Raw genomic sequence first — 17014 nt, forward strand, 5'->3', positions numbered from 1 at the left:
GCAAATGGTGATGGCACCCAATAAAGAATCTTTTCAGAACGTAAAAATCAGATAACATGATGAATTTTCGACTTTGTTTAATATCCTGTTAGGCAGTGTGAGGGAAGAGATCTTGACTTACCAGGCATATTATGAGCCACTGCCAAAAGCACTTATTTTGTTATATAATGTGGTAGTATTTCATAGTATTTTGTATTTCAACGATAAAGAGATATATTATTCTTCATATCTATAGGACAGAATTGCACAGTATTTAAAATGCATCTACGTCATTAGAATCACTTTAAATGACCAAGAAGTCTGAATTTGAAGTACCGTTAATGCCACCCTTCAAACTACGATCCAAAATTAATTTGAAGACCTGATGGTAAACAAGCATCAAACGTAAAAGCGCCTACGATTTTCACAAAAGATTTTGATCAAATAATGAAAATTTAATAGTTTTGACAGCAAAAACCAGAATATTTAGCAATATAATTGCTAAATATTCTGGTTTTTGAACATTTGTTTATATATTTGAATTTATAAAATATTCTTATGATTGCATCTGAAATAGGTTTAGAAAATCCAATATTGATTTCTGATAACATAGTGGAAACTGACTTTGTTAATGAGAATTGGCAACAAAAAGTGTTTTCTCACCCTCATTCCACCATTAGGTTAGGAACACTATTTAGTGGTATTGGAGCAATCGAGCAAGCGCTAAAAAGATTAGATTTGAAGACTTCTATAACATTCGCAAACGATATTGATACGCATGTCAAAAAAAGTTATTTAGCTAATTATGAACTTGATGCTAATGACTGGCATAATGATGTTACCGAATTTAACGCCAATAAATATAAAGGGAAAGTGGATCTCTTAGTAGGTGGAAGTCCGTGTCAGGCCTTCTCAATGGTCGGCAAGAGACTTGGTTTGGAAGATATTAGAGGTACACTGTTTTATGATTTCGCAAGGATTGTAAATGAAACAAAACCTAAAGTATTTATTTATGAAAATGTCAAAGGTCTTACTAATCATGACGGGGGCAATACCTGGAGAGTGGTGCAAGATGTTTTTAAGGATCTTGGATATAAAATTCATTCTAAATTGCTCAATGGTAAAGATTATGGGATTCCCCAACATCGGGAACGGATCGTAGTCGTTGGTTTTTTGGATCATTCGGTAGAATTTGAATTCCCAGCTAAAATTCCTTTAGAACATACAATGCAAGACTTCCTTGAAGATTTCACGGACACAAAATATTACCTAAAGGAAAAGGGGATTAAGTTTGTAACAAGCACAAAAAATAGAATAAAACGATATACCCAAATTAATGGAGATGTCGCGCTTTGTCAAAAAGCGAACCAACAATTCAATTGGCACGGAGATTTCATATTTGAACCAGAATTTGACACAACCTCATTTGATGAGTTTGTTTTTGATGTAAATGATGTTGAAGAAAAATACTATCTATCTGATAAGGTAAGAGACTATGTATTAGCCGGAGGTACAAAAAACTGGAAGACAAGTACAAAGACAGACCTTGCAGTTGCGAGACCGTTGTTACAATCGATGCATAAAATGCATCGTGCAGGTGTTGATAATTATGTTACCCATATGGGAAGGATAAGAAAACTAACTCCTAGAGAGTGTCTTCGTCTTATGGGATTTAGAGATGACTTTAACATAGAGGTTAGTGATACTCAAGCTTATCGACAGGCAGGTAACAGTATTATCGTTGACATGCTTATAGCTGTTCTTAAACAAATGGATATAACAAAGTTTGCGGAATAATCTAAATGGAAGATTTTCAGAAAATTAGAATTGATAGTGTAGAATACAATATTGTTGATTCAATCCAGGATTTTCGCGCTGAAGATAGTTTCATACATCGATCAAACAAACTGGCTCAATTCAATGGCAACGGAGAGTCAAAAAAACATGTTGGGACGTATGTAGGAACTAAAGGCGAGGCAATGTCGTTATTTTTTGAGTATTTTGATTGGGGCAATGAACATTATGATGTAGCTAAAAAACGTAAGACTTTTTTTTCAGCTCAGGATAGTAATGCAGTGGTTCAAGACGGAACTTGCTTCTTTAGTAAGTCCAACTTATTAAAATATCTCGAAGATGCGAAAACTGAATATTTTCAGCAGGAACAGCTTTATCATAACGACATTAGCCAGTTTTATAATAATCGTTACCAGGAGGTTCAAGAACTTCCAAATGAGTATGAATTCTTTAGTATTTATGATGCTTCCGATAATAAATCTCAATCCCAAAATAGGGGCTATATTCGTTCCGATGATGCTATTTGGCGATTATGGAGGGAGCTTATATTACCTAAGATAAGCTATCTTTCGATATTGAAGCTGACCCCTGTTGAGTCCGACATAGCTACAAATAAACCGTTGTTTTTTTTCAGGGTTCTTCTAGATTATCAATATCGTTCTTTTGTACATCCGAGTACATTGGGGGTTTTGGTGAATAAGATAGAAGAAATAATTCCTGAAACACTAAAGAAAGCGTATCGAATTGGCCAAGAAAGATATCGCAAAGATGTGATTGAATATATGCCTCAATGTCCGTTTTCGAAAATAACTGATGAAAGACTACTTACAGCAAGTCATATTAAACCATATTCAGTCTGTATTAAGGAAAATCGTGAAGATCAAGCGTTGGATTATTTAAATGGCTTAGCATTATCACCAACATATGATAGACTTTTTGACCAAGGATATATCACGTTTACAAATGATGGAGAACTCGTTTGCGGTACACAGCTCAGCGCCATAACATGGGAAAGATTGGGCATTAACCCAAATGCAAAAAATAAAATGAGAATTTTCCCTGAAGATCGATCAGAATATCTTCAATACCATAGAAAACATGTGTTTTTGGATGATCTTAGAGACATAATCTGAAACCCTCTTAACACCTGCATTTATTTATTTTGAAGTTTTTTCATCTGCTTTACCATTGATCGAGCATTTTTTATATGGGTGCTTTGCTCATTTGATTTTCCTTTTTTAGTTGGCTTCTTTTCTAATGAGGCTAAATAATATTGACCGTCAACAATTGAAAAATAAAGCCTCATTGCCTCTGGGTCTCTTATTTTCAGATAGGATAAGGTAAGGTTTTCATCTTCAGTATTGTGCTTCAGAATTTGTTCTGGAATGTTTTCATCTTTTTCTTGAAGTTCAAGAACTTTTTTAAATCCATTAATTAGTTCTACTTGAACCGCAGAAGAAGCTTTGTTGAACGCTTTGTCAAATTTTGAGCTTACAATCGGATTTTGGGCAAGTGCCTTGAGTAGGTCTAAATTGTCTTTTTTCGAGTTTATCTCATTTAAAATAATGCCTTCTATGTAATCGGTATTAGGTTCTTCACCAAATAGGTTATTTAGGGATAATGATGTACCACTTGAGTCAGATATTAGTAGCTGGTTTTTTCGAAAGTCGGGACTAATACCTAAACTAAAGAGTAATGATTTATTATCATAAGCTATTTTTAGATAAAAAGCATCATGTGATTCCTCATCTAACTTAATTTTATATTCTGCTGTATCCTCCAAAGCTTTCTCAATGTTGAAAAATGTCTCTATAGGATATTTATTAAATATGCTATAAGCATAATTCCTCTGTTCCTTTTCAGCCAGCATTTCGAAAATTTCAGATAGATAAATTTTCCCAAATGATAAGTTGGCGATCTCATGAGATACAATGCCATCAACTTCTTCCGGATACTTGGTTTTGAGTGTTTTGTATTCCAAAAGCGTATCTTTCAACGCACTGGAGAGTGTTTCTCTCTCATCACATTTGGAATAACAGTTATTTAAATAAAATATAGTCATCTAAAATAACTTGGAGTTGTTAATTTCAAACTGATCGAAGAAGCCGTTTGGCCACTCATTGATTTTGCCATTGTCATCAATGACAGGTGATGTTACTTCAGTATTACGATTCTCATCAAGTTCAAACCAATGAATTTGAACATTTTCACTAAAACCTCCATCTTCTTTAGTTGCGAGCCGAATGCCATCTAAAATGTGTTCGCCATGTGTTTCAATAATTACTTGAACACCATTTCTTGCACACAAAAATATGAGTTTCGCAAGTTCAGTTTGGCCTTTTGGGTGTAGATGTGCCTCCGGATTTTCAATGATGACTAGATTTTTTTTACTGATCGTAGACACTAGAAGTGTTGTGATAACTGGCAGAATATAGCTTAATCCAAAACCCACATTGGTTGCCCTGTGACCGTCAAAAGTTGAGAAAGATGTGTCATTTTTGTCAATGACCTCAAAATCGAATTGTATATTGGGGGAAATAACACCTAACCAACTCCTGACATTTTCAAGCAACCCAAAAGACTGAGCTTTAGGATGTTTTAGCGATTCCGGGACTGAATAAGGTACAATTGTATCATAGTAACGAATGCATTGCAATACATTTTCACCATTAGGGCCAATTTTATTATTTTGGTTGGAGTCAATATATATTGGAATGGAATTTTTCGGCCCAAATCTGCTCGCTGATATGTACCAAATTTCTGGAAATTCACCGGAAAGTGGTTCAGCCTTTATTTGCTCCGATATTGACACTGAATATTTTGATTCATTAATCTCTATTTCCAAATAAATATCGGCATCTGAATATTTGTTTTTCAAATCTTTAACACCACCATGCCCGTCAAGGAAAATGTTTTTTTCGCTATTGAACGCCTTTTCCATCATTAAAAGGGCTTGAATTACAGAGCTTTTTCCACTACTATTCAAGCCGGTTAATAATGTAAGGCGATTAAGGTTCATCTCTCGATATAAAAACGATTTGAAACCTTGGAGTGTAATTGAATTAATCATTTGTATAACGGTTTACCAACTCTCTAAGTTTGGAGTGTCTTTCTATAACGGAACTTTGCTTTAAAGCATTTCTCGAAATTATCTCATCAAAGTTGTAATTTTTAAGGTATGTGTTACTGTACTCATTCAAAAATCTTTGTCTGTTTGAAACTAACACTCTGAATTCATCATCTGAAATTTCAGACAATATAGTTCCCCATACTTCAAATAAAGCTTTGTTAACTGGCGTTCTCCTTTTTCCAAGATAACTTTTTCTAAATGCATGCTCACCAAAAATTTTCGCTCCCCTTGTCATAGCCTTTTCAAAAACTGAAGTAAGCTGTGACAAATCTAGTGGCTTTATTGACGTAAGATTGATATCTTTAAGATGCTTAGTGGCTGCTTGTGAGTCGACATTCGGAAGATAATTTAATATTTGCAACGTATTACTTAAAAAGACATCCATATTTCCATTTTTGGGATAACTAGTATAATCTCTTACTATAAACGCCAATAATCTTAGAATAAATTCTCTATCTAGCATTCTATTATCTCTTATAGAGCCATCAGTTGCTTTCTTAAATGTATCATTTTTTGATAGTTGTTTTAAAAACTCTGTAGAGATTCCACTATATAATGCATGGCGAATTTCTTGATCAGTTAATGGCGCACCACCTCTATTAACACGTTTGAAAATATTTCTTTTAACTACATCAGGAGTTCCAGGGTTTATTACGGTAAAGGTAAACTCTGTTTCTAAGATCCTGTTTTCTATATGGGTTGGTAAGTCTTGCAGTGATTTTCCATTGAATTGATCTCCCCAAAATTCAAGTTTTTGTAAGGTAAATTTGTTATCGATTAAATAATCTCTCATAGTACTTAACCTTTGTAGGCCATCAACTACAGTATAATTATTTCTGTCGTCAGCAGAAACATAAAACATTGGTAATGGAATTTTTAGCATCAATGATTCTATAAGTTGACATTTTTTTTCTAATGTCCAAACTTCATTTCTTTGAAAATCAGGGTTTAGATTTATGGTTCCTTGTCTTAATCTACGCAGTAAGGTCTCCATCGTTAATTTTCTGGTATCTATAGAAATGAGTTCAGGATCAAAAGGGTCATTTTCACTATCCTTTTCAATAACCTGTTCTTCAATTTCTATATCATTTTCATAATCCGATCTTAAAATGAATTGATATTTAATCTCATTTTCTGCGTCATTTAGTAATTTAAGGATATTTATGTGCGAAACTATGGGAAGAGGAATTTCACGTAATAGACTGTATCCTAAATCGTTAGAATTAACATATATTCTTGTCCCGCTAATTTGCGTTTGGTCAACAATTTGAAAATCGATAATATTTGGTAGTGCTTGTAGTTTATCCTTTTTATTTTCCCAAATCAATTCAAGTCTTTCTTTCTCTTGATAATCCTGAGTTGGATTGAAATATTCCTTCCTGCTTATGTTATGAAACTCAATTAAATCTTCTTTTAACAAGAAGCAATTCGCAGTAAAACCCCTCGTTCCAAAAAAATCAGTCAATTTTTCACCCTCGTAACCGAGAAACAGTTTTGCCTCGCCGTTGCCACTGCCTTTCATTTTATTAATTCGTAAAACGAATGAATCAGGAATACCTAAGCCTATTAATTCAGATATGATTTGAAATTGGGACTCTTCAATAATAATTGTTGAACTCATTAATTTATTCTCTTTATGTATTTCTTGCCAGCCAAACTATCCACTTGGAGACTCAAAGTTCTGCAAATATATTCAATTGCGCAGTATAAGTTGTTCCTGCAATTTACGATGATCTGAGCTATTATTGACTAATATAAAATAGGCAGATCATATTATTACGCAAATAAATCGAAGAATTCTTTAAAAAAATCTTCATGCTATCTTTTTAAAAAACTTAAAATAAAATACAGGTATTGCCCCTTACAAAAGGGGGCTTAAGGCTAAATATCAGTTAAAGTTATGAGTAATAGTCGATAAAATTTCTGAACTGCACGTCTATTTATTTTCATTATGATTAAGTCTAATAAAAAAATTAGAAAAGGTGAACCAATTGCTTAAATATAAGAAGAATGAGCTAAAAACACAAAATATTTAAGCTCTTCACCTTCATGCATGCCCCTAAATTAGACTTCAGAATATATTAAATTAAAAAACAAAAAATTATAAGCCCATCTGCAAATTTGTCGATAAGGTTGTTTTAACGCTGTAGATTTGCCTTATAGTCGGACATTTCCCTTCGCAGAGTAATTTTCCAATCTCATCGTAAACTGAATAAAATTTAGCTCCTTTAATTTTTGCAATCTCTCTCTGTCGTTGAAATGCTGATAATATATTTCCTGACTCCTCTAAGGTTCGGTTGTATATCCGGCTAACAAGGTCGAACGCATCCTGCCAGCGGAGGTCTGTTGGTACCTGAATGGTATCAAATAGCTCCGGATTCGACGATTGAAGATGGTGAACGATTTCTCTCTCGAAATCTAAATGCTCAGGGTTGATGTCGTTGTGATTTACGATACAGTTGATTATGTGATCCATTTTACTCCTTTGAGAACTGCTGATATCTTCGGAAATAACAAGGCCCAGTTTTTTATAGTAATCTGCAGTTTTGGTAAAAATCATTACATTATGTTGCAAATCTCCAAGATCTGCGAATTTCTGTTTTGATTTTTTTGCAAGTTTTACTTTCATTTCATCCTTACCGATACTGTATTTTTCAAGAATTTTTTTAGCGTTGCTTTCGGACATCAAGGTTTCAATTTCCATGCTTGATGAAATATTATCCCAAAGTTCCTTGCGTTTCGAGTATTCAGCATAATCATCACTAGCAGCATATTTTTTTATAAGGTCATTCATAAGTTTCATCATCTCCTTCATAAAAGTGGCAAGATCATCTCCCAAACTTTCTTTAAGCCAAAGTTTTCCAAAATCAAATACCTTCCCATTTTTGCTTCCATCTATCCAGTCATATAGTATAGAGATGCAATAGGGTACAACAGCAGATCTAATTTGACCTATGGCAATTTTTCCTGCGCCGTATATGTCTTCCATTTTACGGAAAAGTATAACCCTTGAAATTAACATCTCATAGAAATTTCTATCTATCGCCACTATACCCTTACCATTTTCATCCCCCGAGATGGCATCTATAAAGTGTTTGAAGACCTTGTCGCCTCCTTTCTTCACCATGTAGGGCTGGTCGCCCCAAGCCGTGTAATATTTTCCGAGCTGCTCTTTTGAAAATCTGACCTCTTTTGGAAAGTCTTTTTCTGCCTTCCCGCCCATTCTTACAAGCGTGTTGAATTCGCCTTTCGATTTTTCGAAAAACCATTTTTTTCCACTCGGCATCATCACGCTATCTGATAAAGACTTTATTTTAGTCAGCTGCGGATTTCTCGAACCTAAATCTACTGTTGATACCTTGGTCTGTGAGTTTGAAAATCTGCTGATTTTCGAAATTAGGTCATCCAGGCCGTGCTCGGACATGTTCTTGGCAATATTGATTTTAGCCATCACCTTAACATTATCAACCGAAAATCCGTCTTTTCTAGTAAAGAAGATACTAGCTGTGGTCTGTCCGCCGTTTACTATCTGAAAGTCGGTTAGCGAGGTTATAAAGGTTTTTCCGTTTTCTTCCTTAGTTTGTTTTCCAGTCGATGTAATGGTGATTCCGTTGTTGAAGGCAATAAACTTTTCAGGATTCAGCCTTATCGTTTCCCTGATCCCGGCATTAACGCCCTTAAACTGCAAAAAGGACCTTACGTTCTTTTCCAGTAGCCTTGTACTATACCGTTTGTACAGTTCTGCAAGGATAGTCGCGGGGAGGACGCAAAGGTAAGACTCAAAGTTTTCTTCATCAGCAGCTTTAATGGCTTCTATTTGATAAGAAAAGTCCTTTTGAAAGTCTATAATTAGTACTTCCCTTGCTCCTCGGGATATCTCTACGGAATACAGGAAATTTAAGTCAATGAGTCTTTTAATGACTAGAATGCTTTTGCTGTGCCTGTCTCGATTTCGATTATAGCTGATACTTATTTCTTCATCCTCGAAATCAAACTTTTTTGGTTGCGGTTTACTTCCGCGGGTTTCAACTGTTGCCGATGCCGATAGAAGAAAAATTTCGATAACGTCAAATTGATCGGCACCTTCAGATGAAGCAAGTTTGGAGGTTAGAGCGCCAACTGGGCTTGACAACTGCAATCCTTCATTAAGATAACCTTTTATCGCTTTATTGACGAATTTTGTCACCCGTTTGAATTGATGTTCGTAAGTAGCTTTTGTGGATATCATGAGTTCCTCTGGTTTTGCAGCAAGGCTTAGTTTATCCTCATTCACAATGAATAACTGAAGTCTTTCCCCGGATTCGTTCACAGAATAGCCATTAATTTTCAAGTTGTCTTGCGTATAGATGTAATAGCATTCGTTATAATCCTCGCTGTCGATGAGCTTGGCGTCATACATCAGCGGCAATACCTGACCTAAAAAAGTATTCTGATCGGTAAAACGATTGCTGTCAAGACTGCTATCGATAAGGTTTTCCCTGTATTTTAATAATTCTGTTACTTCCATGCGAGTGCGTGTTCGGATATTTTGTACGGTTCGAGCTTGCTCAGAAGAATACTGTACATTACTTCTGATATGCCTTCATCTAAATTTTTTGGTGTTAATTTAGGGAATAATTCTCCTACACAATCATATAAAGTCATGCGCAAGGGAGTAAACTTAAGGTGATCGTATTTGTTCTGCACAGAGCCGAAAAAACCTTTACGGGAGAGTGCAGTAATAAATATTGAAAGGTCGCCACCATGCTGATATATACGCTCCCGAACTGAGATGATGAGATCAGATATGGTTTTTCCATTTTGGTCATCGTTCCTCAGGCTCACAACACAAAGCCTAAGCGTTTTGTCGGGAACGTTTTCGAGCTGAAATTCACTCGATATTCTGACTTTTGTCTTAGTATACTCCATAGTTTTTACTTCTGTGCAGTTTAAATCGTTTTCAAAATCATGTGTTGCATCATACGGCCCCTTCCAGCTTTCCAATATCTTATTTGTTAAGATAGTTTCGGATCCTTCAAGCTCATGTCGTAGTACAATCATTTCACCGAAAAGTCCTTTCACAACCTCATCGCTGAGGGTTTGGGAGCTTCGTCCACTGAAAAATCCATTCCAACGATGAAATGCCTTAATAAATTCCTGAATATATTCTCCTGGAGTGCTCATCTTTTCAATTTTGGAATACAATGATAAAATCAAGTCGTTGAAGAGATCGCTGAATGGTTGATGTATCAATTTAAGTACAATGTGATGGCTGTCCGCAAAGAAATCTATAGAGAGGTTTTCTTTTACGATAGTCCTGAAACTCAATTTGAAATCTTTAGGTACAGAGAGGATTAAATTTCTGTCGCCGTCCCTGTCAATACCTAAATATAGTTCCGGTATGCAGGAGGAGGATATTCTAATGGAATTCAGGCCGTTTTCAGGCACATCGGCCGAAATCTTTAACCATTGCTGCTCAAGTTGTTCTGTTCTCATGCCTTAGTCATTAGGAATGGCTGAATCCGTTTCTTCAATATAATCGAGACCATCATCTTCTTCCTCGAATCCATAATCACCGTGCAGATAGTAACCACCTGGATCAGGCTCAATCGGCGGGAAGCCAATTGCGGTGCCGATTATCGGCATGTCAAGATCGACCTTGTGTTTTGCTACTAATTCTGTGAAAGCTTTATCCTCGTTACCCTTTTCTTGGAGAAAAGTATACCATGAATCGAAGAGATAGATTATCATCAGCCCCTCATTGGAGCTCATTTTTTCTCGGTAAACGCGCTCAGGGATGGTCTTTTCTTCCGCTTCAGCCCTTGCCTGTTGAGGAGTCATTTCTTTGTGTTCCTTCAAAAGAGCTTCCATACGTTCCTGTCTGAATTTTTCAACTGCCTGAGATTTTTCCTCCTTACTCAGCAGAATGCTCATGTCAGCCGCCGCTATTATATTGGCAGATCGACCTGTTGCTGCAAATTTTAGAGCATTTAAAAACTGATCGCGGTAAATATTTGAGGTAAGGTCATTAGGCTGTTTTGGACCTCTTCTTATGCTAAGTTGAATTTCGGAATCAAGTCCGGTTTCCTCAGGCTTCAAAGATCCCTTACCAACTATTGCATTAGCCTGTCCCTTACTTTTAATAGCTATGGTCCATTTCTGAAGAAGTTTTTTATCATCGCAAAGTTGTATAAATTTTACCATGCTCATCGCATCTTCCCTTGAAAAATGAGTTCCTTCGTCCTCTAGAATTCTTATGATTTCCTTTGGGCTGGTTTCGGTGATTAAAAATCCTTTTCCAGAATCTAGCCATTTGAATTTGGCAACGATGTTATCCCTGAAAAATGCCCACATTTGGGCTGTATTTCCTGGACTCACCATAAAATCAGTGGTCTGCTCAAGTTTATCCTGATAGGACCACTTAACTTCTTTTGTACCACTCAGAATCGATGGTCGTGTTATTTTTAAAGTCCCTGGATGCTTTTTTACCCTGAGTACAAAGTTGGCAGGTGTTTTACCCTTGAGTTCCATCTTTTTGAATTCAATCTCCAATTCCTCGATTGCTCTGGTTGTAGAGTTAAATTTATCGACAGAATCTTGGGTAATGAATAATTTACAGCAGTCTAAATATCCTGGACGATAACCGAACCAACGGCCCATCTGAAGAAGAGTATCTGAATAGTTAGTGGCGCGGATAAAATAATTTATAGTAAGTCCCTCAAGAGTGAACCCCCTCGATAGACGGTTTCCGCCAATGGCTATGATTTTTTTAGGTGAAGAGCTATTGTATTCCAGCTTATCTTTTGTTTCGCTATTGATAGCTCTTACCTCTATCTCTCTGATAACATCGGGGATATATTTTTTTATTGCCTCAAAACTTACAGGTGCCATGAAGCGGTCATCATAGTTTATTGGAAGATAGTTTTGTATGGATTCGGTAATTGCAGCATAATATTTATACCATAATCTTTCTAGTTCAGCATATATCGACTCGGGACCACGTGGAAAATCTGAAGACAAATCAGATTTTAATTCGACTAGATATTTTTTTACCAGTTCAAGTGTCCTGTTCTGCCATGCAGTATATCTAGAGATGTGAACCAACATGGTATTGTGCGGATTGTAAAGCGCAGACTGAATCATGTTTTTTTTGCGGCTTTCACGAATGGCGGTGGCAAGAATGAAGCAGACAATGCTTTCTTTAAGACTAGGGGGAAGTGCTTGTGGGAAGTTATCTGATGAGCTGGGAGCCCTAGTATTTCTCCGATAGCTGTTGTAATCGTCAAAACTTTCATAGCCATTTCCATCATCAAAGGCTTTTTTGTTTTCATAGCTAGCGACAACTTCTAACGATCCATCTTCCAGCGCCATTACTCTTGAAGGAAAAGAAGGGCTGTGATCAGAAACTACTTCTACAAGTGGGATTTTGTCACGCTGGTAGTCCTCGATAGCCGTTTGAAAAATCTGTTTGGCTCCAATGTAATTAGATGGAGGATTAAGCAATACGATAAAATCATCTGGGAATAGGTAATCTTCAAGTTCCAGGATCCGCTTTTCGAGCACACCGTCTTCATTTGTAATTTTAGAATCAATAATCCATTTTGCTTCTCCTACAGGATTACGATCCTGAAGTACATTGGCAAATGGTGTTGCGGTATATCCCAAATAGGTTTTTTTATTAAAAAGGCTCAGCAGAGCCCGGATGTGTCCGTTTATTTTCGAAGCATATTCACGTCCTTTTTTTCCTTCATTATTTAACGACGCATTGTCTGCCTCGTCATCTATTATGAGAAATGGTATATCGTGTCTGTTTCTGTCTTCTCCCATATAATCATGAAGCCAGATTAGCAGATTTTTAAGAACGCTGACATTCTTTTTGCATACCAGGATATTTGTATGGTTCAGTGAAAAATCGGCCTTCACTAGATTATTATTAAAATCGGATTTGGAGGACGTTATTGAAATAACCTGCTCAACATCGCTTCCACCAAGCTTCCCAAACCTACTGATATTACCAACACCTTTAACTTGATTTTTCTTAGTTTCAGTATTGAGACCCTCTCCTATAACATCGCTTTCTATTCTAAGCTGCGTTTGAGTCCGGAGATCTTCCATTATGCCAGAAAGGATGATGATAAGTCCATAACCTAAATCTATAGAGCGGTTAATAACGGCATTAAAGTTACCTGTTTTTCCAGACTGCACACTTCCTACCACAAGGCCCCTGGTATAAAAAGTCGATGTTGAGCGCGGGTTACCCATTTTTTCAACTATGGATAAACTTGAGGCTTCAACTTCTTTTATGACTTTTTCGTTTCTTCCCGTCTTGGACAACATCGTCAGGTAACGGTTTGTGTAGTTCCAGACAAATTTGGGACCTAGATACTCAGAAGTCAGCCAAGTTTGGAAACCTTTTTTTGTCAAAGCATGGCTTGGTTCAATCACAATGGGATTCACTGACAAATATTCTTTGAGTGCTACTGCAAAATAATCATTCAGGGTAACTTCGTCCAATTCAGGATAGCCCATCAGGCGGAAAACAGTGGTAACGCTTTCTCTTATTTTTTCAAGAAGTGCTTCAAAAAATGGAGCATCGAGTTTTGCCCCCGATGCATGCTCCTTAGCTTTGCTGGAGATGAGGTTCTTTATAACCTCGATGTAATTATTGTGGTTCATTTATTTTAAGAGCTTAATTATTGATTGGGGTAAAGTGCTAACTGTAAATCCAAGGGATGGAAATATATCTTCCCTGATAGTTTCATTTGACAGGCCATTATCTTTGAAGGCCATAATACATGCTTCTAGATCAGCATACTCCAAACCGTCCGTTTCTGTGATTCCGGAATATTCTTTATCCTGATGAGCATGCTTCATGCTGTTTAGAGTTGTTTCAATCATTCTTGATATAAGACGAAACAGTGCTATCTGCTCTTTGTTCATCGTTTCGTTCAGCTTGCTAATCAGGGCAAAGGATGGATTCAGTTTAAGAACGGCGCCTTTGTTCGTGGATATCCTATCAAAGAGCTGAACTGTATTATGTTTTTTATTTCCAGTAAATTTTTTTAGTCCTCGGTTGTAATATTCTCGTTCTGCCTCTATTCGTAATTCGTTAATGTAATTTTCAAAAGCGCTTTTCAGATCATGCGGAATTACTATATGCGACTTGGCTACGTTGAGGTGGAGAAGGTCATCAACGCTATTGCCCACGTCAACCCGGAGCCGGGCAAGCTGTAGCCTCGGTCCTTTCTTAATAAGCCCGTTCCAGCCTCCGAAAAGGATAATTCTATCAGCTCGATAAATATATATGCCCTCCATATCCATAAGACTGCGGTTTTTAGTGGTCCATAAGGATTGCTGTTGCCGGCTTTCCGAGATGCTGCGTGAAGGAAGAATAAAACCTTCCATCCGAATAATATCCGTCCGGAACTGCCGCTGCTTGAATTCAATCGGTCTAAAATCGGGTTCCTGTATCGGAAAGGGATTAAACGGGTAAATCCGACTGTTGTTTATACGAATTTGTAGACGGTTTTGTCTACGTTCCATAAACCTGTGAAATACAAGTGATAGATAATCAGAGGTGACTTCGGTAATTTCCTTTTTTAACGCCGTCTGTCTGTTGCCGCTTTCCAAGTAATTCTCAAACTTATACAGTCCCTTCCATACAACTATGGTATTTGCTTCAAAATTATCATGTGGATTCAAGTGTCCTTCACTCAGCCGCTGATAATCTGCAAGCATATTCATGATTTCTGCTTCAGTGTTTATTTTAAGTTGCCATTTGCCCGTATCACGAAGGTGTTTGACATCCCATGTTCTTGCGGTGTAAGTGGTGGCTCCTTTTTCTCTACTGATAACTGAGAAGCATCGGCTTTGGGAAAACGATGCAGTTTTCATACCCAGCCCAAAGCGTCCAAGGTCAATATCCGTTCTGGTTGAATCCGGAGAATTACTGGGGAAACGCATGTTGGTTCGCAGACACTCTTCGCTCATACCCAGTCCGTTATCTGCCAAATACAGCGTGAATGGTTCCTTGTCCATTCTTATGAGCACCTCTATCTTATCTGCCGAAGCAGAGATGGAATTATCCATAAGGTCTGCCAAAGCGGTTTCCAAGCTATAACCCTGTTCGGCAATTGATTTTATCAAATGTTCTGGATGGGGGCTAACTTCTTCGTATTGTTGAAGTTTGTGGTTGTTTTGCATTATTTCGAGTGCGTTAATGTTCGGTGCTTAAGCTTCCGTTTACTGACATATCCCAGCTTGCCGGAATATTACTTCAATGTCCTGCAAGCTGATAGGCCAAAAGTGGGTGACGGCATTGCGGACCTGATGGAGCTGTGCGGTTTTGGGGACCCAAAAGAAATAGGTGACCTGGAAGATCTGTATCCTAGCAGCTTCCCTTATGCTCAGACTTCTGCATTGGGCGGGATTTGTTTGCCTACAGTAGGAACCATCTTTCCTAATATGGCTGGAAATGTTTTCGCCCTCATTGTTTGTCAATGCTGAAAAATCTTTAACTAATTCTCCTTGGACTGCACAATTATCTATCATAGAGGTTACCATGTGAGCACTAATTTATCAAAATATTTTTAAATGTCAGCTAAGGGAGACCTTGTTTCTGTTCCGCGGATAATAGTACACTGTATTCAACTTTCCGGTTCTTTCCAAATATAAGAACAGCGTCCGGATTTCCACTAGAAACAAACCAAATTTCTCGCATTGATATTTACGATGTATTGTATTTTGGATGGTTTTACAAAACTTAAAATCATGATGGGTGTTTTTCAGTTATGGATGGTCAAAAAAAAAACTTTTTGAAACCCTCTTTGGGGGATATCGGTATTGTGATCCCTGCCTCGCGGAGTTACAATATGTCTCGTATCAAGGCAAAAAACACCAAGGCTGAACTACGTTTAAGAAAAGCTCTTTGGGCGAAAAATATACGCTTCAGAATTCATCCCACCGGGGTAATCGGAAAACCTGATATTTTTATCGCTAAATATCATTTAGTCATTTTTGTTGATGGCGATTTTTGGCATGGTTACAAGTGGAATGAGAATAAGGATCGTATCAAAAGTAATGCAGATTTTTGGATTGCAAAGATTGAACGAAACATGAAGCGTGATGTAAACGTCAATCTTGCTCTTTCACAAATAGGATTCACAGTTATGCGTTTTTGGGAGCATCAGGTGAAGTCCGAACTTGATAAGTGCGTAAATCAGGTAGTCCTCTACATCGAATCTAGTAAACTAAGTCTTATTCCTGATAAGGAATGACCGAAAGCATGATTTTCATTATTTATTTTAAATTAATTAATATAGTTTAATTATTTCAAAATATGTGAAGCGCGAAGCATTGTAATAATTAAGTTGTAACATCTTATTAAGTATGCTGATAAGTTGACCCTCAATCCAAGCCCACTGTTTTTTACCATGAGTATCATTTATTCTCCTAAATTTTTAGCTTAATTATTTACTCCGATCGCTTGGATTTAATAAATCTCTAATATCCATAAGAAGGAATTCCGCAATTTTATTGAGGTCTTCTAATGATGGTTGAGGCTTGTTTTTGCACCATCGCGAAATAGTTTCCTCTCTTTTAATAAGGCGTTCTGCCAATGATTTATCGCCATTATTGTAAAGGTATTCAAGCGATATAGCTTTTATTCTTTGCTTTATAACTCTCCGCAAACTCCCTCAACCTCTTTACCAGCTCCGGATTATTTACCTTAACACTCAAACCCTTTTTCTTGTCAAATTTTTCAACCTCATAGGATATTCCTTCTTCTTTATGCAATCTCTTCAACTCTTGTTCTAAAGCCTTGGCCAACCCTATATCAACTCGCCCCTGTGGTTCCAGTAGATCACGATTATCTTTTTGTAGTAATTCACCTATTTGATTTAATTTTTCATCACTAGGCTGGTATTTGTTTGAACTCCAATTGCTTACTGTAGTATAGTCTACGTCAACCCACAGTGATATTAACCGAGAAGACGCACCCTTCTCCTTAGCAACCTGCTTAATCCTATTTACACTTTTACTATTTTCTTTCTCCAAAATATTAAATAAAAAGAATAAAAAGTTTGTGTTTAACTCAAACTTTGTTATATTTGTTATCAGTTATTATAGCGA

At 36.8% G+C, this 17014-nt stretch carries 12 protein-coding genes; 3 read left to right on the plus strand and 9 right to left on the minus strand.

Features of this window, described 5'->3' with window-relative positions; genetic code table 11:
* The first annotated feature begins 537 nt into the window (after positions 1-537).
* A complete protein-coding gene (locus tag IZT61_RS12145; protein WP_196097174.1) occupies positions 538-1776 on the plus strand; it encodes a DNA cytosine methyltransferase in 1239 nt (412 codons plus the stop codon).
* A gap of 5 nt (positions 1777-1781) precedes the next feature.
* Complete coding sequence (locus tag IZT61_RS12150; RefSeq protein ID WP_196097175.1) at positions 1782-2906, plus strand: HNH endonuclease; 1125 nt, start codon at positions 1782-1784, stop codon at positions 2904-2906.
* A 20-nt stretch (positions 2907-2926) separates the two neighbouring features.
* Here the strand turns inward: IZT61_RS12150 and IZT61_RS12155 are convergent, their stop codons facing one another.
* The 7 genes from IZT61_RS12155 to IZT61_RS12185 form a co-directional block, all read right to left on the minus strand.
* Complete coding sequence (locus tag IZT61_RS12155) at positions 2927-3835, minus strand: hypothetical protein (RefSeq protein ID WP_196097176.1); 909 nt, start codon at positions 3833-3835, stop codon at positions 2927-2929.
* A complete protein-coding gene (locus tag IZT61_RS12160; protein ID WP_196097177.1) occupies positions 3836-4843 on the minus strand; it encodes an AAA family ATPase in 1008 nt (335 codons plus the stop codon).
* A complete protein-coding gene (locus IZT61_RS12165) occupies positions 4836-6524 on the minus strand; it encodes a DUF262 domain-containing protein (RefSeq protein WP_196097178.1) in 1689 nt (562 codons plus the stop codon). Before IZT61_RS12165 ends, IZT61_RS12160 begins: the two co-directional genes overlap by 8 nt.
* A 480-nt stretch (positions 6525-7004) precedes the next feature.
* Positions 7005-9233, minus strand: a complete 2229-nt coding sequence (locus tag IZT61_RS12170) for an AIPR family protein (protein WP_230383638.1) — start codon at positions 9231-9233, stop codon at positions 7005-7007.
* 167 nt (positions 9234-9400) lie between these two features.
* Positions 9401-10378 carry a PD-(D/E)XK motif protein gene (locus IZT61_RS12175; RefSeq protein WP_196097180.1) on the minus strand — a complete coding sequence of 326 codons (978 nt, stop codon included), beginning with the start codon at positions 10376-10378 and terminating at the stop codon, positions 9401-9403.
* A 3-nt stretch (positions 10379-10381) separates the two neighbouring features.
* Positions 10382-13558, minus strand: a complete 3177-nt coding sequence (locus IZT61_RS12180) for a Z1 domain-containing protein (RefSeq protein ID WP_196097181.1) — start codon at positions 13556-13558, stop codon at positions 10382-10384.
* Positions 13559-15085 (minus strand): ATP-binding protein, encoded by a 1527-nt coding sequence (locus IZT61_RS12185; protein ID WP_196097182.1) that lies wholly within the window; start codon positions 15083-15085, stop codon positions 13559-13561. It abuts the gene before it with no gap.
* A 587-nt stretch (positions 15086-15672) separates the two neighbouring features.
* Between IZT61_RS12185 and IZT61_RS12190 the strand changes: the two genes are divergently transcribed.
* Positions 15673-16158 carry a very short patch repair endonuclease gene (locus IZT61_RS12190; protein ID WP_196097183.1) on the plus strand — a complete coding sequence of 162 codons (486 nt, stop codon included), beginning with the start codon at positions 15673-15675 and terminating at the stop codon, positions 16156-16158.
* A 192-nt stretch (positions 16159-16350) separates the two neighbouring features.
* On the opposite strand, the gene IZT61_RS12195 is transcribed toward IZT61_RS12190, so the two are convergent.
* Positions 16351-16572 carry a helix-turn-helix transcriptional regulator gene (locus IZT61_RS12195; RefSeq protein ID WP_317193158.1) on the minus strand — a complete coding sequence of 74 codons (222 nt, stop codon included), beginning with the start codon at positions 16570-16572 and terminating at the stop codon, positions 16351-16353.
* Entirely contained in the window at positions 16529-16939 is a 411-nt protein-coding gene (locus IZT61_RS12200; RefSeq protein ID WP_196097184.1) for a hypothetical protein, read from the minus strand. The genes IZT61_RS12195 and IZT61_RS12200 overlap by 44 nt, the downstream gene beginning before the upstream one ends.
* Between the last annotated feature and the right edge of the window lie 75 nt (positions 16940-17014).

This window comes from Pedobacter endophyticus (assembly GCF_015679185.1).
Taxonomy (GTDB): Bacteria; Bacteroidota; Bacteroidia; order Sphingobacteriales; family Sphingobacteriaceae; genus Pedobacter; species Pedobacter endophyticus.

Coding starts and splice junctions, on each gene's coding strand:
- IZT61_RS12175 (WP_196097180.1), bottom strand. CDS start 10,378: ATGAGAACAGAACAACTTGAGCAGCAATGGTTAAAGATTTCGGCCGAT.
- IZT61_RS12160 (WP_196097177.1), bottom strand. CDS start 4,843: ATGATTAATTCAATTACACTCCAAGGTTTCAAATCGTTTTTATATCGA.
- IZT61_RS12180 (WP_196097181.1), bottom strand. CDS start 13,558: ATGAACCACAATAATTACATCGAGGTTATAAAGAACCTCATCTCCAGC.
- IZT61_RS12155 (WP_196097176.1), bottom strand. CDS start 3,835: ATGACTATATTTTATTTAAATAACTGTTATTCCAAATGTGATGAGAGA.
- IZT61_RS12150 (WP_196097175.1), top strand. CDS start 1,782: ATGGAAGATTTTCAGAAAATTAGAATTGATAGTGTAGAATACAATATT.
- IZT61_RS12145 (WP_196097174.1), top strand. CDS start 538: ATGATTGCATCTGAAATAGGTTTAGAAAATCCAATATTGATTTCTGAT.
- IZT61_RS12165 (WP_196097178.1), bottom strand. CDS start 6,524: ATGAGTTCAACAATTATTATTGAAGAGTCCCAATTTCAAATCATATCT.
- IZT61_RS12190 (WP_196097183.1), top strand. CDS start 15,673: ATGGATGGTCAAAAAAAAAACTTTTTGAAACCCTCTTTGGGGGATATC.
- IZT61_RS12185 (WP_196097182.1), bottom strand. CDS start 15,085: ATGCAAAACAACCACAAACTTCAACAATACGAAGAAGTTAGCCCCCAT.